The sequence below is a fragment of the Pyxidicoccus xibeiensis genome (assembly GCF_024198175.1).
GTDB lineage: Bacteria > Myxococcota > Myxococcia > Myxococcales > Myxococcaceae > Myxococcus > Myxococcus xibeiensis.
The window spans coordinates 1-17,583 of record NZ_JAJVKV010000002.1 but is presented as its reverse complement, the minus strand read 5'-3'; the positions used below and the strand labels follow the sequence as shown (position 1 = coordinate 17,583).

Genomic DNA, 17,583 nt, shown 5'->3' with positions numbered 1-17,583 from the left:
CCATGGCCAACATGGCACAGGCCATCCGCATGGCCCTGCACTACGCCGAGGAGAACCTCGGTGTGACGGACATCTTCGGCGAGGACGTGGGCATGCCGCTGGGCGGCGTGTTCACCTGCACCCAGGGCCTGAAGACGACGTGGAACTCCCCGCTCGACGAGCGCGGCATCATCGGCGCGGCCATGGGCATCGCCATGGGCGGCGGCCGTCCCGTCGCGGAAATCCAGTTCTGCGACTACGTCTACAACACCATCGACCTGCTCAAGCTGGCGGGCAACACCTGCTGGTCCACCAACGGGGACTGGAACCTGCCCATGGTGGTGCGCACGCCGGTGGGCAGCGGCATCCGCGGGTCCATCTACCACTCGCACTCGTTCGACGCGACGATGACCCACATCCCCGGCTGGAAGGTGGTCATGCCCTCCACGCCGCTGGACGCGTACGGGCTGCTCATCTCCGCCTGCAAGGACCAGAACCCGGTCATGTTCCTGGAGCCCAAGGCGCTGTTGCGCGTGAAGGGCGAGGAGCGCATCCCCGGCGAGCCGGACGACGACAAGGTGCTGTCGAAGATGATCGACGCGCCGCTGGGCGAGCTGCGCACCAACTGGAAGCCGCAGTGGCCGGAGCTGGAGGCCTACGCGGTGCCCTTCGGCAAGGGCAAGAAGGTGCGCGAGGGCTCGCAGGTGACGGTCGTCAGCTACGGCCGCACCCTGCCCCTGTGCGCCAAGGCCGCCGCGACCCTGGCCGACGAGGGCATCAGCGCGGAGGTCATCGACCTGCGCTCGCTGTGGCCCTACGACTGGGAGCTCATCAAGGAGTCCGTCCAGAAGACGGGCCGCGTCCTCTACGTCAACGAGGACACCGAGGTGACCAACTTCGGCGAGCACCTGGTGCGCCGCACCGTGGAGGAGCTCTTCTACTCGCTGCTGGCGCCGCCGCGGCTGCTGGCAGGCAAGTTCCTCCCTGGCATCGGCCTGGCGGACAGCCTGGAGATGGCCTCCGTGCCCCAGCAGGGCGACATCACCCACGCCATCCGCTCGCTTGCTGGCGAGCAGCCGTAAGCGCCACACCCACAGTCACCCCGGTTTGCGGGGGGTAACCGGCCGTCGTTCCTCTTTGGAGGGACGGCGGCCCTTTCGTTAGACTCCAAACTGCCTTGTCCCAGCCAATCGTCCGCACCGTCAGCGCCGTCTCAGGCGCCGAAGCTCCCGCCTTCCGCATCCGCCGCGCCCGCCGGGGTGACGCCGAGGCCATGGCGTTGCTCCTGCGAGAGCTCGGCTATCCCCAGGGCACCGACCAGCAGACGGTCCACTGGGTCGTCAGCCATCCGGAGATTGAAATCTTCGTAGCGGGGGACCCGCAGGACCGGCCCGTGGGCATGGTGTCCTTCTCCCACCGGCCGCAACTGCGGCTGCGCGGGCGCGTGGCCACCATCGACGAGCTGGTGGTGACGGAGTCCTGGCGGCGGCGCGGCGTGGGCCGGGCGCTCATCCGGCAGATTCTGGAGCGCTGCAAGGTGCTGAGCGCGAAGCAGCTCCAGCTCGTCTCGCCCATGGCCAGCACCCCGGAGACGCGCAGCTTCTATGCCGCCTGCGGCTTCTCCGAGATTGACTCGGGCGTGTTCCGCCACCTGGAGACGGAGGGCGGCGCGAAGTAGCGGCCGCCCCGTCCAGCGCTGCTCACCGCTTGAAGCTGTCCACCACGCGCTGGAGCCGGGCGCGGTCCTCGTCGTTCATGTCCGTGAAGCGCACGCCGATGGCCTCCGCCTCGTCGCGCACCCAGGCCACGATGCCGGCGAGGTGGAACTCCTCGCCCTCGATGACCATGGACAGGCGCACCTGCGAGCCCACGTCGTAGGCCTTCCGCGTGCGCAGGCACAGCCCGCCCGCGGAGATGTTGATGGAGTACGCACGCAGCGCTCGCGCCGCGTCCTGCGTCTGCTCGAAGCGAACCTCGAAACGGGCGGTAACGCGCTCGTCCGTTCGCCGGTTCGCGAATGCGCTCAGGTCCCCACCTGCCATGTCATCCGCCGCCTTGGTTGTCATGCGCACCCGCTACCCCCACGTTCGACGCTCCTGGCGACACTGCTGACTGTCCACCCAGGTCCCCCCGAGGTGACGCGCCGGGCCAACCCCGGGGAATCGGGTGTCGGCCAAGTGTCCGCTGCTTTCCAGCCCCGATTCAAGGGGGCCCCCTGTATCGGATTCCGTCAGCTAAGTCCCTGGGTACTTCGAATCGGGAGCTTCGGGATGCGTGCGCGCCTGGTGGTGTTGACTGGAACCCTGGCCCTGGCCCTCTGGGCGGCGGGATGTGATGACGACGACAACGGGCCGGGGCCAACCCCACAGCAGGATGCTGGGGTGCCGGTTGACCCGGGGGATGGTGGAGGCAACGGGCGGGACGGCGGGCCGCGGGATGGGGGGCAGGCTTCGGACTTCGCGTGCAACGTGGCCCGGCAGGAGGGCTGCGCGGCGGGCCAGAGCTGCCACTTCGCGGACCTTCCGGGGGGAGGCACGGGGAGCCGGTGCTTCGCGGCCGGGTGCGACGTCGTCCGCCAGGACTGCGGTGAGGGCCAGCGGTGCACGTACGTGCTCCAGGGCAGCGAGCGGCGTCGCGCGTGCGTGCCGGCCGGGACGGTGGCGGAGGGCGCCCCATGCACGCTGGCGCCCACGGACGGCGGCGTCTCCTACGACACGTGCCAGCAGGGCCTGTACTGCAAGGACGAGCCTGGGAGCGGCGGGGGCCGCAGCTTCGCCTGCCGCCGGCTGTGCCATGCCTCGCCCGAGTGCGGAGAGGCCGGTGAGTGCAACACGGTGCTGCGGCTGGAGGGCACGACGGAGCTGCCGCTGGTGTGCGGCCCGCCGTCGGCGCGGTGCGACCCCTTCGGCGAGGGCTGCACGTCACCGCTCGGCTGCTACCCGTCCACGTCCGGCCCGGTGTGCGCGGGCATCGGCACGCGCGGCGAGGGCGAGTCCTGCGAGTTCAGCAACCAGTGCGCGGAGGGGAGCGCGTGTGTGAACCCGGGCAGCGGGCTCACGTGCCGCGCGCTGTGCAGGCCCTCGGGGACGCCCGCGTGCGCCACCGGCAGGTGCAGTCCACTGGGTGACAATCCCGGTGTGGGCGCCTGCGTCCCGTGACAGCTGGACTGCCCACCCTGGGAACCCGGTGCCACACCCATGCGCGTCTGGCACCTCTCCCGTCTTACCAGGCGAGGGGGCAGGCATCGCGAAGGGGGGCACTTCCCCCCTGTTATCGGCCTGTCACGAAGCCCGGCTGTGAGCATCCTCTAGCGCCGGGAGGGTGCACGGATGAGAGGGTGGCGGGCGTGGCTCGGAGTCGTGGTGTGCACGGGGGGCTTGCTGGTGGCGTGTGCGGACAGCACCACCGGAGAGCTTCCGCCGGAGGCGCTGCCCGAAGACACGAGCGCGCCCTCGTCAGTGGAGAGCGATGCGCCGGCGGCGCCCATCGAAGTCGCCCCAGCGCTGGTGCTGAACGATGACGGAACGGTGCGGGCCACACCGCCGCCACCGGAGTCACCGCCGGATGCGTCGTTCCAGCCCGGCTTCCACCAGGCGCTGCGCTGGTCCCACGGCGTGGGGAGCGTGGTGACGTTCCGCATGCGCGTGCCGGTGGCGCGTGAAGGCGGGCGCATCCGCGTGACGTTCCGCGCGGGCGACGGGAGCCTGACGCTCCAGCGGGCCACGGTGGCGAAGGCCGGCACCGACGGCGCGCTGGCGTCCATGCCGGTGTCCCTCACGTTCGACGGCAAGCCGGGCTTCTCCGCGCAGGCGCGGGCCCTGGTGACGTCGGACCCGGTGGACTTCCCGGTGTCCTTCCGCGACGACCTGGCCATCAGCTTCGAGGTGCGCGGCGCCCTGGCGGCGAGCGCCATCGACGCCTTCCCGGGCAGCTACTCGCGCAGCGGAACCCATGCGGCGGTGCCCGGCGCCATCGGAGGCCAGCCCTTCGAGCGCGCGATTGGCGTGGCCACGGTGGACGTGGAGGGCCCCACGGGGCGGGCCTTCGTGGCGCTCGGCGACAGCATCACCGAGGGCTACATGGACATGAAGAACGACACGCGGAACGCGTGGCCCGCGCTGGTGGAGGCGCAGCTCGGCGTGCCGGTGGTGAACGCGGGCGTCAGCGGCCAGGGCTACTACGACGCGCTGGAGATGCTCGACAGCGAGGTGCTCGCGCTGCAGGGCATCACCGACTGCCTCGTCCTGCTGGGCACCAATGACCTGGGCGAGGAGGATTCGCTGGCACAGCTCCAGGCGCGACTGCTGCGGATGGTCGAGCGGCTGACGCCCTTCTGCAAGGTGTGGGTGAGCACGCTGCTGCCCAAGGAGAAGTCCAACCACAGCCCCTACGCGGTGGTGAAGGTGCAGCGGCTCGCCTTCAACGACTGGCTGCGCAAGGGCGGCAGCGGCACGGAGGTCATCGACCTGGAGGCGGTGCTGCGCCAGCCGGGCAACGTGCACCTCTTCATCGACGGGCTTGAGGCGGACGGCATCCACCCCACCGCCGAGGGCCACCGGCTGATGGCTGATGAGGTGTCGCGAGTCCTGCGCGAGCGCGGCGGACTGTAGCCCCACCCCGCCGTCAGGCCGGGCGCGGCCCCAGCACGCCGTGGAGCACGAGCAGGTCGGCGAGCCCGGGCGGCGCGAGAATCCAGTCCTCCTCGGTGGGCACCCACCGCACCGGCGCGCCCGCGCCCTCCAGCAGCGAGTCCACCTTCATCAGCAGCGGCGCGAAGGTGGTCCCCGGGGCCTCCCGGGTGCCCTCGCCCGCCGCGACTTCCACGCCGCCCGGCTGCAGGAGGAAGGCGGAGCGTCCCTTGAGAGGCTGCACCTGGAAGCCCGGGAGGTAGGGCTGCATCGCCGCCTCCAGTCGCTCCAGCAGCGAGGCGTCCTCGTACGGGTGGGACAGCTCCCAGTCGAAGAAGGTGGGCAGCTGCGAGAGCAGCTCCAGGTGCAGCGGGTCCGCCCGGCTCTGCCGCCAGTGGTGCTCGGCCAGGTCGAACGCGGTGGCGGGGATGCGCAGCTCCCACTTCTCCAGCTTCGCGAGCAGCTCTCCCATCCGCTCCACCAGCTCCCACGGCGGCTCCACCCGGGACACCCACTCCACCCCGGTGACGGACTGGCCGCGCCGCTGGCCCGTGACGCGGTCGCCCTCCTTCAGCTGCAGCGGCGGCTGCGAGGACTCCTCCTCCGGGTACAGCGGCGCGTGGAGCAGGCCCTCTGCGCCCTCCAGGCGCAGGCGCGCGAAGCCGTGCTTGGGGTTGACCTCCACGACGCTGAACGTGTCTTTGGGCATCCCTGCTCCTCGTGGCCGTGCTGGGGCACCCTAGCCCGTATTGCGCATGCCCGCGGCAATGCCGTTGAGCGTGAGCAGCAGCGGCCGGTCCACGTCGGGCTGTCCCTCCCGCTTGCGCTTGAGCAGCTCCACCTGGAGGAAGGACATCGGGTCCACGTAGGGGTTGCGCAGGGAGATGCTCCGCTGGAGCTGCGGGTTGTTGTCCAGCAGCTTCAGCTCCCCCGTCAGCCGCTTCACCTGCTTGCGCGTGCGGCGGTGCTCCTGCTGGATACGCCGCCACAGCGGCCGCGTGGAGCGCGGGGCCAGCGCCGCGTAGCGCCCGGCGATGGCCATGTCCGACTTGGCCAGCACCATGGTGACGTTGTCGATGACGGCGCGGAAGAAGGGCCACTCGCGGTACATGCGCGCGAGCAGCGCCGCCCCACCCTCCTCCCGCGAGTACGCCTCCAGCGCGGAGCCGACGCCATACCAGCCCGGGAGGATGGCGCGGTTCTGCGTCCAGGCGAACACCCACGGAATCGCGCGCAGGGTCTCCAGCCCTCCCGCCTTGCGCTTGCTGGGGCGCGAGCCGATGGGCAGCGAGGCAATCTCCTCCACCGGCGTCGCCGCGGTGAACAGCTCCAGGAAGCGCGGGTCCTCCCAGACGAGCCCGCGGTACTCGCGCCGGCCCGTCTCCGCCAGCGTGTCGAACGCGGTGCGGAAGGCGCGCTCGTCCTCCGGCGCGGGGCGCGGCTGCGCGTCCAGCGTGTGCAGCAGCACGCCGCCCAGGATGAGCTCCAGCGTGCGCCGGGCCAGCTCGGGCCGCGCGTACTTGTGGTCCAGCGCCTCGCCCTGCTCCGTCGCCTTGTAGAAGCCCGCCACCGAGCCTGGCGGCAGCGCGAGGATGGCCTCCTGCGCCGGGCCGCCGCCGCGTGCCACGGACTCGCCGCGCCCGTGGAACAGCCGCAGCGGCACCCCGGCCTCGCGCGCCGTCTCGGTGAGCGCCACCTGCGCGCGGTAGAGCGCCGCGGCCGCCGCCAGCAGCCCCACCTCCTTGCCGGAGTCGCTGTAGCCCACCATGACCTCCTGCACGCCACGCGCGTCCAGGTGCCGGCGGTACTCCGCCTGGGCGAAGAGGGTGCGCAGCACGTCGGGCCCGGAGTCCAGCGCGCCGAGCTGCTCGAACAGGGGCACCACGTCCACCGTGGCGCAGCCGCGCTTCGCGTCCCACAGGCCCGCGTGCCGGACGCACCGGAAGGCCGCGAGCACGTCCTCCGCCGTGCTGGCCATGCTGAGGATGAGCGTGCGGCACGCCGGCTCACCCGACTCGGCCTGGGCCTCGCGCAGCCGCGCCAGCACCGCGAGCAGCCGCGTGCCCCCCTCCGAAGGCGGCGGTCCTCCGTCCAGCGAGGCCGCCGCGCTCACCGCGTCCTCGGCGGGCACGCGCGCCTCCAGCTCCGCCAGCGACAGGCCCAGCGCGCACACCCGCTCGCGCACCTGGCGCACCTGCCGCAGCCCCGCGTGAGAGCCCTTGGCCTCCTCCAGCGAGCGCGCCAGCACGTCCAGGTCCCCCAGCAGCACCTCGGGCGTGCGGTAGGCGCCCGCGGGCATGTCCTTGGCCTCACCGGCGCGCTGCGCCGTGACGTAGTCCAGCGCGCGCCGCAGCCGCTCCTCCATGAAGCGCAGCTTGTGGCGCCACGGCTCGCCCTGGGTGCGCGGACGGATTCGGGACTCCGCCTCCGCCAGCTCCGCCGCGTCGCGCTCCAGCGACTGCGCCAGCTCCTCCGAGGGCCGAGCATGCCGCTCGGACTGGGAGAGCCTTCCGCCCAGCCCCTCCAGGTCATGGAGCAGCCGCCGCAGGCCCCGGGCGCGATGCGCGCGCAGCGTGTCCGCGAACACCTCGGGCGTCACCAGCGGGTTGCCGTCCATGTCCCCCCCCACCCAGGAGTGGACGCGCACCGGCGTGCCCACCGTCCCCAGCGGCTCGCCGTAGGCGCGCTCGAAGGCCCAGTCGAGGAGCTCGGGGACCTGGGAGAGCTGCTCGGCGAGCACCTCCTCCACGTACCAGAGGGCGTTCTTCACCTCGTCGCCCACGGTGGGCCGCTCGCGGCGCAGCTCGTCCGTCTGCCAGAGGGTGGTGATTTCCTCCCGGAGGGACGCGAGGTTCTCCGCGGACTCGCGGGGCGTGAGCGCGCACCGGTCGCGCTCCTCCAGCAGGCCCGCCATGCGGTAGAGCTTCTCCAGCAGCGTGCGGCGCACGGCCTGGGTGGGGTGCGCGGTGAGGGTGAGCGTCACCCGCATGGCGTGCAGGGCCTCGCGCACGCGCGCCGCCGGGACGCCCTCCGCCTTGAGCGCCAGCATCGTGGCCTCCAGCGAGCCCCGCTGGGGCCGGGCCGTGGCCGTGCTCGCGTGGAGGCGCGCGCGGCGGATGCGGTGGTGCTGCTCCGCCAGGTTGACGAGCTGGAAGTAGACGGAGAAGGCGCGCACCACGGGCTCGGCGCGCTCCAGCGGCAGCAGCTTCAGCACCTCCGCCAGCTCGCCCGCCGAGGCGCGCCGGCCCGCCACGGGCCCGCGCCGGCGCTGAATCGCCAGGCGCCGCACCTCCTCCTCCAGGTCGAACAGCACCTGTCCTTCCTGCTCGACGAGCACTTCGCCGAGCAGCCGGCCAAGCAGGCGGACGTCACGTCGCAGCGGCGGGTCCAGGGCACGGAGTCGGGCCATATGGCGCACCGTAACGCCGCACCGCGTCTGGTGCCCGGCGCCGTGTGGCCATCCGCCCAGCACCCGACGCTGGCTCCCTCGGGACCGCGGCCCCGGAGCCACACGGGAGGTCGGCCCCCGCCTTGCACAACACCCCTCCCGTGAGGCCGCGCACGAGTTCGCGGCCCGGGAGCTCGAGGCAATGAAGACGACGCGGATTGGAATGGTGACGGTGCTGTGTGGCTGGCTGGCCGCGCCCATGGCGCTGGCGCAGGAGGCCGAGGCCGGCCACGACGAGGTGCCCGAAGAGGCGCGGGCCGCGCTCTCCCGGGACGTGGTGGCCCCGGAGTCGATGGAGTCCCTGCTGGAGGCCGAGGCCCTCGACTCGCTCGACGCGCCCATGCTCCGCTCCGCCGAGCCCCTGTCCTGCCCCGCCGTGCCGGAGGGCCGGGTGTGGGTGGCGGACACGGAGGAGTGCGGCGAGTCCGAGTGCGTCCGCACGACGACGGTGTGGCTCGGCTCGTGGACCATCTCCGACACGGAGCTGGAGGTCCGCTGCGAGACGGACCGCGTCGTCCTGAGCACGCTCGACTGGCAGTGGGTGCTCGCGCCGGATGCCCTGGGCGAGCTGGAGGTGGCCGAGGCCACGCCCGCGGAGCCAGAGGCCGTCCCCGCGGAGCCGGCGGGTGACGCGGCCCAGGCTCCCGCCTCGGAGACCTGAGGCCCGGAGGCCCGGCCTGGGGCTCTCCGGCAACCTCCGGAGCACAGGAGAGCTGTTCGATTTAGTTGGGACGACGGTGCGGTGCGGCGCTCGTAGCCAGTGAGCGACGTTCGCCCCGAGGCCCCCATGCGTCTACCCGAAGGTTCTGGCTCCGCCGTCGACCCCTCCATTGCCGCGCGCCAGGCGGAAGAGGCCCGCCGCGCCGCCGAGGCCGCTCGCCGCGCTGCCGAGGCCGCCCGCCAGGCGGAGCTGGCACGGCAGGCAGAAGCCGCCCGCCAGGCTCAGCAGGCCCAGCAGGCCCAGCAGGCCCAGCAGCGGTACCGCTCCTCCTTCGAGGCCGCCAATCAACTGAAGGGCCCCCAGTTGGACTCGGGCGCGCCCCCCGCGAGCAACCTGCTCACCGAGGACACCCGTGACGGGCAGGTGAACTGCCTGGACGCGGCCGCCGATTGGCTGGATCTGGCATCGCCCGAGATTCGAGGCCGCTCGGAGCTGCTGTTCCTCAAGGACAACCGCGCGGGCGCCGAGGGCCAGTCCGGCCACGTGCTCATCCGCCAGGGTTCCAAGGTCTACGACCCCACGACGAAGAAGAGCTACGACTCGACGGAGGCGTTTCTCAAGGAGCAGCCCCACTACCAGCCGGTGGGCACGATTCCAGGCGGTCAGGCCAAGAAGATCCTCGACGCGCCCCCGGGCTCTCCCGAGCGCGCGCGGGCCATCGAAAAGGCCAAGGTCTCCCCCGAGCTCCAGTCGATGATGGTGGCGGACGCGTCCTCCCCGTCGGCGACCTCGGCGGACGTGGTCGAGCGCCGCGCCCAGGCAGAGCAGCAGTTCCAGACGGCGAAGGCGGACGCGGAGGCGGCGAAGAAGAAGGCGGAGGAGGCGGCGAAGAAGGCGGAGCAGGCGAAGGGCACCCCTCACGAGGCCGCGGCGAAGCAGGAGTCCATCGATGCCGCCAACAAGGCACTCGAGGCCCAGAAGGCCGCCAACAAGGCGTCGGAGGGCACGAAGGAGCAGCCACCCTTCCCCGAGGCCGAGAAGATTCGCGATGCCCACCACGCAGCGACCCTCTCCGCCGACAAGCAGAAGGGCCTCTTCGGAACAACGCTCCCCATCCCCATCGCGGATGCCGTACGGGCCGACGTGGACTCCATGCGCAAGGCCCTCGCGGAGAATACCGGCAAGGGCGCGGACGCCCTGCGCGAGTTGCTCGCGGGCAACCCGAACCCGGCGTACCAGAAGGAGCTGCTCACGCAGCTCAAGCCCGAGCTGAAGCAGCTGACGGACAAGGCGCTCAAGGGCACGAACAAGGCGGACACCACAGCCGTTCTCCGCATGCTCGCCCAGGCAACACAGGCCGGCGACCCCGAGCTCACCAAGGCACTCGTCAATGACCTCGTGGCGGGCATCCCCGCCCAGGGACTCCCGCCGGGGATGAAGTCCCTGTTCACCGAGCTCGTGATGTCCCCCGGTGGCGCGGAGCTGGGAGCGACGCTCGCGCATCAGCTCCACGCCAGCGGCAAGACCTCCGCCGCCAACGAACTGGGCACGGACCTGGTGAAGGGCATGAAGTCGGTCCGAGAGGACTTCGAGAAGAAGAAGAAGAAGTACGAAGAGGCCAACACCGACCTCGCGAAGTTCCTCGCGTCGATGGGCCCCGCGCTCACTCCGGAGCAACAGCAGCGGGCCATCAAGGACTTTCAGGCACGCAAGCCGGAGTACCGCGAGTACGAAGAAGCGGCCCGGAACCTCCAGGGGTGCCTGGTGTCCTCCAAGTCGCTCGGGCCGGACTTCGACCCGTCGAAGCCGCAGTGGATGCTGGGGCTGCGCGTCGAGTCACATGAGGTGAACAAGCAGCTTCCCGACCTGCTCAACACCGAAGCCGGCCAGAAGTTCCTCCAGAAGGAAATCGAGAAGCAGGCCAACAACCAGCCCTCCCCCCTCGATGACCTGCTGGATCCGGCGAAGCTCGGCAAGGCCGGCACGGACGTCTACACCAAGTACACCGCCGCCTACACCAAGGCCATGGGCTACCTGGTGCTGAAGAACGCCGGCAAGCCCGACGCCATCAACGACATCATCAGCACGATGGAGAAGCACCCGGCCCTCTTCGGCTGCAGGCCGGAGGAGATGAAGGACCTGACTGCCGCCTTCAAGGACCTGGTAGCGCCCGGTCCAGGCGTGACACCGGACATGGCCCGGGCCCGGTTCCAGGAGCTTTCAGGTGGGCTCGCCGGTGGAGCGCCAGGAGTCGTCGGGCCGGTCCGTGCATTCGCCGCGGTGTGCTCGCTCGTCGGCGTGCTCGACGGGTCGCGCAAGTTCACGGAAGCCGAGTTCAAGGACCAGCTCAAGACCATCGGTGACGGCGCCGCCCTCACTGGCGACAGTGCGACCCTCATGATGCAGATGATGGGCAGACTGGACGGCCCGTTCCTGAATGCGCTCGGCAAGCTGGCAGGTGTCGGCAACCTGCTTGGGGCCGTCGCAGACGGGCTCGGGGCCTATGGCGACTACCAGGACGGTGAGAAAGGCAAGGCACTGGCCGGGGCCGCCTCCGCCACGGGAGGACTCATCCTCGCCGCGGCCGCACTGCAGGTCGTTCCCGTCGCGGGACAGATTGCCGGAGGGGTCCTCTTCATCCTGGGCACCGCGGGCTCCGTCTACTTCGACCGCAAGGAGGCGCAGGAGAAAAAGGAGGACATCCAGAAGAACCTGCAGGCGGCCGGTGTGACCGACCCCCTCTACTCCACCCTCTTGAAGGCCGACCCTGCCAGCATCAAGAAGCTCTACGAGAAGGGGATGCGCGGCGAGGACATCCAGCAGCTCGCGATGAAGTGCCCGGAGCTCCTTGCCAAGCCCGCGCACATCGAGAACCTGACGAACCTGACCACGGCCTACGGACTCCCGGCCTCGGCCATCCTGGGAATGATGGACACCTACGGCGCCGGGAAGTCCGATCCGCGCCAGGCGTTCCTGGAGTTCGCCGCCAGCACCGAGACGTACCGGGCTCCCAACAGCGACAAGCGCGAGCACTGGGAGATGTTCTTCGACAAGATGAACACAGTGCCCGAGTACAAGGCGGACATGCAGCGCATGAAGCAGTACCTCACCGAGGAGTCGAAGAAGGTGGAGCAGCGGCAGAAGCAGACGCACAGGCCGCCGCAGAAGACCCTGTGAGGCGTGGAGCCGCCGGAGCGGCCCCTCCGGCGGCTACATGCCGATGCGGCGCAGCATGAGGATGGGGCCGTCGTCCAGGCGGCGGTCCCTCAGGTCAATCTCGCAGTCGATCATCCATTCCCCGTGGCCCTCGGGGTCCATGATGCGCTGCTGGGCCTCCCAGAGGCGCGTGCCCGTCTCCTTGATGAAGCTGTTGGCGGGCTTGCGCGCCTGGGGCGTGAGCACCACCAGCTTGTGCTCCTCGAAGTACGGCACCATGGCCTGCTCCAGCTTGGGCGCGGTCCACTCGCCCAGCGGGTTGTCCAGCATGGCCAGCGCGTCCAGGTAGCGCTTCTGGCCCAGCGCCCTGAGCAGCCGGTGCAGCTCCTCGCGCACGCGGGCGGCGAAGGCCCTCGGGTCGTCGGTGAGCTCCTTCGGCTTGAGCTCCACCACCGGCTTGGCGACCAGCGCCGCCTCCGGGTTCTTCATCCGCTCCCACTCGTCCAGGAGGCTGGAGTCCACCTGCCGCAGCGTGGCGCGCAGGTGGTCGCAGAAGTCCTCCACCTCCTCCGTGCGGAAGCGCTCCGGCACCGTCTGCACCAGCGTCTTGTAGACGTCGTTCACATAGCGCAGCAGCACGCCCTCGCTGCGCTGCAGGCCGTACTCGCGCACGTAGTCGTGGAAGGACATGAAGCGCTCGAACATGTCCCGCACCACCGACTTGGGACGGATGTTCTCCTCGCCCACCCACGGGTGCTTCCGGGCGAACGCGTTGAACGTCCCGTAGATGAAGTCGCGGTTGGGCTTGGGCCACTCCAGCTTCTCCAGCTCCTCCATCCGGTCGTCGTACTCCACGCCCTGCGCCTTCAGCTCGTTGATCTTCTCGCCCTTGAGCTGGTGCAGCTGCGCGTAGAGCACCACGTCCGGGTTCTCGAGGATGGACTCCACCAGCGTCACCACGTCCAGCGCGTACGTGTCCGTGGTGGGGTCCAAGAGCTCCAGCGTCTCCAGCAGGTACAAGGACAGCGTCTGGTTGAGGCTGAAGTCGTGCTGCAGCTCGCCCGCCACCTTCACCCGCGCGCCGGAGCCATCCTGGCCCCGCTCCACCTCGACGATGCCCGCGCCCACCAGCGTGCGGAAGTCGCGCGCCGCCTCCTTGAGGTGCCGCTTCTTGAGGTAGTCCGAGTCATGGCAGCGCTGGATGAGCTGCACCAGCCGCCGGTAGCCGCCCCGCCCTGCCGCCTCGTGGTCGCTCTGCAGGAGGTTGAGGATCATCCCGTGCGACACCGCGAAGCGCGACTCCAGCGGCTCGGGCATGCCGTTCTGGAGCCGCTCGAAGGTGCTCTTGTCGTACTGGACGAAGTTCTTCTGGGGGGGCTTGGCCTTGGGCGTCTTCTTCTTGCCGGCGGCCTCCTTGGCGGCCTGGCGGATGTTCTCCACGACGTACTCGGGCGCCTGGGCCACCACGCTGCCCTGCGTGTCGAAGCCCTTGCGGCCCGCGCGGCCGGCAATCTGCTTGAAGTCGCGCACGCTGAGCGTAGTCAGCTTCTCGCCGTTGAACTTGAACAGCTGGGTGAAGAGCACCGTGCGGATGGGGATGTTGACGCCCACGCCCAGGGTGTCCGTGCCGCTGATGACCTTGAGGTGCCCGCGCTGCGCCAGCTTCTCCACCAGCAGCCGGTACTTGGGCAAGAGGCCCGCGTGGTGCATGCCGATGCCGTGGCGCAGGAAGCGCTGGAACTCCTTGCCGTAGGGCGTGTCGAAGGGCGCGTCCATCAGCTCCTGGCGGATGGCCTCCTTCTCCTCCTTGGTGGAGAAGTCCACGCTCATGAGGTTCTGCGCCTGCTCGGCGGCGGCGCGCTGGGTGAAGTTCACCAGGTAGATGGGGTACTTCCCACGCGCGATGAGGTCCTCGATCGTCTCGTGCAGGGCGGACTCGCGGTAGTCGAAGTCCAGCGGCACCGGGCGCTGGTCGCTGCGCACGGTGGCCACCTCACGGCCGGTGAGCTTGTGGAGGCTCTCCTCGATGACGTGGGTGGGCCCCAGCGTGGCGGACATCAGGAGGAACGTCGTGTCCTTCAGCGCGATGAGCGGCAGCTGCCACGCCACGCCGCGCTCCTTGTCGGAGTAGTAGTGGAACTCGTCCATGACGACGTAGTCCACGCGGGCCGTCGCGTCGCGCAGGGCCAGGTTGGCGAGGATTTCCGCCGTGCAGCAGAGAATCTTGGCGTTGCGGTTGATGCTCGCGTCGCCGGTGAGCATGCCCACGTTCTCGGCGCCGAAGGCGTCGCACAGGGCGAAGAACTTCTCGTTCACCAGGGCCTTGATGGGGCAGGTGTAGAAGGAGACCTTGCCCTCGGCCATGGCCTTGAAGTGGAGCGCGGTGGCCACCAGCGACTTGCCGGAGCCGGTGGGCGTTTTCAGGAACAGGTGCTTGCCCCCCAGCAGCTCGAGGATGGCCTCTTCCTGCGCGGGATAGAGGCTCAGCCCGTTCGTGGCGACATAGCCGACGAAGCGGTTGAGGATTTCGTCCGCGTCCAGGGGTGGCTCTCCCGGCTTGGGGAGCAGGGCGGCGAGCGGCGCTTGGTTCTCGGAGGTGGCCATCACACGCTGGACTCTAGGCGGCGGGCGGGGCCATGACCGGGAAAAATCACCTGCCGGCGCACGGTGCGTGAAGGAGAACGCTTTCCCGCCCGGCAGGAGCCCCTCCCCCTACGGGCCGAGCACCTTCACCGCCTTGACCATGTCCGGGGCCAGCTCCTCGTGCTGGAGGATGGAGAACCCCAGCTTCCGGCTGATGGTCTGCATGGCCCGGTTCCCGGAGAGGATGTCCGCGACGATGCGCCGCATCCCCCACCCCTGGCCAATGTCCACCAGTCGCCGCAGCAGCTCCGTGCCCAGCCCCTGCCGCTGCACCTGGTCGCTGATGAGGATGGCGAACTCCGCGTCCCCCGTCCCCCGCAGCCGCGTCAGCCGCCCCACTCCGAGCAGCACGCCGTCCTTGCGCTCCGCCACCAGCGCCAGCTCCCGCGCGTAGTCGTTGAAGCAGATGCGCGCCAGCCGCTCGTGCGCCACCCGCGTGCTCAGCCGCATCAGCCCCGCGTACCGCAGGAACACCGTCTGCTCCGACAGCGTCCGGTGGAACTCCTCCATCCGAGGCTCGTCCTCCGGGCGAATCGGCCGCAGCAATATCTCCTCCCCGTTCGCCATCCGGTACGGCGCCACGTACTGCTGCGGATACGGCTCGATTGCCAGCCTCGGCAGCTCCGCCTCCGTCACCGTCGGCGGGTGCAGCACCACGCGCGCATCCAGCGCCAGCAGTCGCTCCGGTGACGCCAGCAACGGGTTGAGGTCCACCTCCTTCACGAACCGCTGCTCCACCACCAGCTGGCTGAAGCGGACCATCAGCCGCTCCAGCGCCGCCAGGTCCACCGGCTTGCGCCCGCGCACGCCGTGCAGCGCCTGGTGGATGCGCGTCTGCTCCATCATCCGCCGCGCCAGCGTGGTGTTGAGCGGCGGCAGCCCCAGCGCCCGGTCCTTGAACACCTCCACCAGCACCCCGCCCGCGCCGAACAGCAGCACCGGCCCGAACTGCGCGTCCACCGTGCTGCCGATGATGAGCTCGTACCCGTCCAGCTTCACCATCGGCTGCACCGTCACCCCGTCGAACGCCTCCGCCTGCCCCAGCTCCGTCAGCCGCTCGCGGATGCCCCGGAAGGCCGCGCGCACCGCGTCCGCGCTGCCCAGGTCCAGCCGCACGCCGCCCACGTCCGTCTTGTGCGTCACCGTCCGCGAGTGCAGCTTCACCACCACCGGGTAGCCCAGCGCGTCCGCCTCGGCCACCGCGGCGTCCTCCGACGTGGCCAGCCGCGTCTCCACCGTGGGGATGCCGTACGCCGCGAGCAGTTGCTTGGACTCGTACTCCGTCAGCAGCGTGCGCCCGGCCGCGCGGGCCTCGTCCACCAGCCGGCGCGCCTCGTCGCGGCGGGCGCCGGGCTCCTCCGCCAGCGTCGGCGTCTCGTACAGCCCGGCCAGGTTGTACGTGTACCGCCACATGTAATTGAAGATGCGCGCCGCCGTGTCCGGATAGCCGAACGTGGGAATGCCCGCGTCGTTGAGCAGGCGCTCCCCCGCCACCACCTCCGAGCCTCCCATCCAGCTCGCCAGCACCGGCTTGCCGTGCAGCTTCGCGTACGGCTTGAGCCGGTCCGCCGTCTGCGTGGGCCGCGTCATGTCCTGTGGCGTGAGGATGACCAGCAGCCCGTCGCTGTTCGGGTCCTTGCCCGCAAGCTCCAGCGCCTTCGCATAGCGCTCCGGGTCCGCGTCGCCCAGCACGTCCACCGGGTTGCCATGGCTCCACTGCGGCGGCAGGAAGGCATCGAGCGCCTTGCGCGTGTCCTCGCCCAGCACCGCCAGCTCGCCCCCGCCGGCCACCAGCGCATCCGTGGCCAGCACCCCGGGCCCACCCGCGTTGGTGAGGATGGTGAGCCTGCGCCCCGCCGGACGAGGCTGCCTGGCCAGCGTCTCCGCCATGTAGAAGAGGTCGGAGATGGAGTCCACGCGCAGCACGCCCGTGCGCCGGAAGGCGGCGCTGAGCACCTCGTCGCTGCCCGTCAGCGTGCCCGTGTGCGACGCGGCGGCCTGCGCGGCCTGCGCGGTGCGCCCGGCCTTGATGACGATGATGGGCTTGGTGAGCGCCACCTCGCGCGCGGCGGAGAGGAAGGCCCGCGCGTCACCGATGGACTCCATGTAGAGCAGGATGGAGCGCGTCATCGGGTCGTCGGCCAGGAAGTCGATGAGGTCGCCCCACCCCACGTCCAGCATGGAGCCCACGGACACGATGGCGCTGAAGCCCACCGCCTCGCGCAGGCTCCAGTCGAGGATGGACGTGAGCAGCGCGCCGCTCTGGCTGATGAAGGCCACGTTGCCCGGCCGGGCCATGGCGCCGGCGAAGGTCGCATTCAAACCGCTCGGCGGCCGCATGACGCCCAGGCAGTTGGGGCCGATGAGCCGCATCCGCGCCGCCTGTGCCACCTGGAGGATCTCCGCCTCCAGCCGAGCCCCCTCCGGCCCCGTCTCGCGAAAGCCCGCGGAGATGATGATGGCGCCGCGCACGCCCAGCTCCGCGCACTCGCGGATGATGCCGGGCACCGCCGCCGCGGGCGTGACGATGACGGCCAGGTCCACCGGCTCCGGCAGGGCCTTCAGCGACGGCCACGCCTTGATGCCCAGCACGTTGGGCCGCTGCGGGTTGATGGGGTAGACAGTGCCGCCGAAGGGGTTGCTGATGAGGTTCCACAGGACGGTGCGCCCCACGCTGCCGGCGCGCTCGCTGGCCCCCACAACCGCCACGCTGCGCGGCGAGAAGATGACGTCCAGCGGCTGTCCCATGGGCTGCTGGTGCAGCACGTTGTAGGACGGGTCTGTCTTCGGAGTGCGCGAATCCATGAGAGGCCGTGTTTGAAGCGGCGCTCCGGCCCGCGCAAGGGCTCTCGCGGGCTTCCGTGCGACAGGCACCACTGCGGCTCTGCGCTCATTCAAGACGCGGATGACCCCTGCCTGACAGGGCGGAGGGAGCGCGCCCTCGTGGAATGAGGGTTCCTTCCACGCCCCAGGGCGGGAAGACCCCCACGTGCAGCCATGCCGTGCCAGCGCCGCACGCCCCCGGGCACTTCGAGACACATGACATGGGCAGGCCCTCGGGAGGGTTT

General features: G+C 70.5%; 11 protein-coding genes. 6 read left to right on the top strand and 5 right to left on the bottom strand.

Going from position 1 to position 17,583, the window contains the following annotated elements; translation table 11 throughout:
* The first annotated feature begins 2 nt into the window (after positions 1–2).
* Together LXT23_RS08290 and LXT23_RS08285 are read left to right on the top strand one after the other, a co-directional pair.
* Positions 3–1,061, top strand: a complete 1,059-nt coding sequence (locus LXT23_RS08290; RefSeq protein ID WP_253979567.1) for an alpha-ketoacid dehydrogenase subunit beta — start codon at positions 3–5, stop codon at positions 1,059–1,061.
* Positions 1,062–1,156: 95 nt separating this feature from the next.
* Positions 1,157–1,657 carry a GNAT family N-acetyltransferase gene (locus LXT23_RS08285; protein ID WP_253979566.1) on the top strand — a complete coding sequence of 167 codons (501 nt, stop codon included), beginning with the start codon at positions 1,157–1,159 and terminating at the stop codon, positions 1,655–1,657.
* A 22-nt stretch (positions 1,658–1,679) separates the two neighbouring features.
* Here the strand turns inward: LXT23_RS08285 and LXT23_RS08280 are convergent, their stop codons facing one another.
* Complete coding sequence (locus LXT23_RS08280; RefSeq protein WP_253979565.1) at positions 1,680–2,045, bottom strand: TIGR02266 family protein; 366 nt, start codon at positions 2,043–2,045, stop codon at positions 1,680–1,682.
* 204 nt (positions 2,046–2,249) lie between these two features.
* On the opposite strand from LXT23_RS08280, the gene LXT23_RS08275 reads away from it, so the two are divergent.
* Both LXT23_RS08275 and LXT23_RS08270 read left to right on the top strand, forming a co-directional pair.
* The gene (locus LXT23_RS08275; protein ID WP_253979564.1) at positions 2,250–3,137 is read left to right on the top strand and encodes a hypothetical protein; all 888 of its coding nucleotides are present in this window, start codon (positions 2,250–2,252) and stop codon (positions 3,135–3,137) included.
* Between the two features lie 171 nt (positions 3,138–3,308).
* Entirely contained in the window at positions 3,309–4,589 is a 1,281-nt protein-coding gene (locus tag LXT23_RS08270) for an SGNH/GDSL hydrolase family protein (protein ID WP_253979563.1), read from the top strand.
* Between the two features lie 13 nt (positions 4,590–4,602).
* Here LXT23_RS08270 and LXT23_RS50070 read toward each other — a convergent pair whose 3' ends face one another.
* Positions 4,603–5,316 carry a hypothetical protein gene (locus LXT23_RS50070; protein WP_267146687.1) on the bottom strand — a complete coding sequence of 238 codons (714 nt, stop codon included), beginning with the start codon at positions 5,314–5,316 and terminating at the stop codon, positions 4,603–4,605.
* Positions 5,317–5,346: 30 nt separating this feature from the next.
* Positions 5,347–8,016 carry a phosphoenolpyruvate carboxylase gene (locus tag LXT23_RS08260; RefSeq protein WP_253979562.1) on the bottom strand — a complete coding sequence of 890 codons (2,670 nt, stop codon included), beginning with the start codon at positions 8,014–8,016 and terminating at the stop codon, positions 5,347–5,349.
* A 181-nt stretch (positions 8,017–8,197) separates the two neighbouring features.
* Between LXT23_RS08260 and LXT23_RS08255 the strand changes: the two genes are divergently transcribed.
* On the top strand, positions 8,198–8,716 hold the full coding sequence (locus LXT23_RS08255; RefSeq protein ID WP_253979561.1) for a hypothetical protein: 519 nt from the start codon (positions 8,198–8,200) through the stop codon (positions 8,714–8,716).
* Positions 8,717–8,842: 126 nt separating this feature from the next.
* Positions 8,843–11,893 (top strand): hypothetical protein, encoded by a 3,051-nt coding sequence (locus LXT23_RS08250; RefSeq protein ID WP_253979560.1) that lies wholly within the window; start codon positions 8,843–8,845, stop codon positions 11,891–11,893.
* Between the two features lie 33 nt (positions 11,894–11,926).
* Here LXT23_RS08250 and LXT23_RS08245 read toward each other — a convergent pair whose 3' ends face one another.
* Together LXT23_RS08245 and LXT23_RS08240 are read right to left on the bottom strand one after the other, a co-directional pair.
* Positions 11,927–14,476 (bottom strand): DEAD/DEAH box helicase, encoded by a 2,550-nt coding sequence (locus LXT23_RS08245; protein ID WP_253979559.1) that lies wholly within the window; start codon positions 14,474–14,476, stop codon positions 11,927–11,929.
* Between the two features lie 108 nt (positions 14,477–14,584).
* Positions 14,585–17,320, bottom strand: a complete 2,736-nt coding sequence (locus tag LXT23_RS08240) for a bifunctional acetate--CoA ligase family protein/GNAT family N-acetyltransferase (protein ID WP_253979558.1) — start codon at positions 17,318–17,320, stop codon at positions 14,585–14,587.
* Between the last annotated feature and the right edge of the window lie 263 nt (positions 17,321–17,583).

Excerpts from the sequence above, each read along its gene's own strand:
- LXT23_RS08290 (WP_253979567.1), top strand. The coding sequence starts at position 3 with ATGGCCAACATGGCACAGGCCATCCGCATGGCCCTGCACTACGCCGAG.
- LXT23_RS08280 (WP_253979565.1), bottom strand. The coding sequence starts at position 2,045 with ATGACAACCAAGGCGGCGGATGACATGGCAGGTGGGGACCTGAGCGCA.
- LXT23_RS08275 (WP_253979564.1), top strand. The coding sequence starts at position 2,250 with ATGCGTGCGCGCCTGGTGGTGTTGACTGGAACCCTGGCCCTGGCCCTC.
- LXT23_RS08270 (WP_253979563.1), top strand. The coding sequence starts at position 3,309 with ATGAGAGGGTGGCGGGCGTGGCTCGGAGTCGTGGTGTGCACGGGGGGC.
- LXT23_RS50070 (WP_267146687.1), bottom strand. The coding sequence starts at position 5,316 with ATGCCCAAAGACACGTTCAGCGTCGTGGAGGTCAACCCCAAGCACGGC.
- LXT23_RS08260 (WP_253979562.1), bottom strand. The coding sequence starts at position 8,016 with ATGGCCCGACTCCGTGCCCTGGACCCGCCGCTGCGACGTGACGTCCGC.
- LXT23_RS08255 (WP_253979561.1), top strand. The coding sequence starts at position 8,198 with ATGAAGACGACGCGGATTGGAATGGTGACGGTGCTGTGTGGCTGGCTG.
- LXT23_RS08250 (WP_253979560.1), top strand. The coding sequence starts at position 8,843 with ATGCGTCTACCCGAAGGTTCTGGCTCCGCCGTCGACCCCTCCATTGCC.
- LXT23_RS08245 (WP_253979559.1), bottom strand. The coding sequence starts at position 14,476 with ATGGCCACCTCCGAGAACCAAGCGCCGCTCGCCGCCCTGCTCCCCAAG.
- LXT23_RS08240 (WP_253979558.1), bottom strand. The coding sequence starts at position 17,320 with ATGGATTCGCGCACTCCGAAGACAGACCCGTCCTACAACGTGCTGCAC.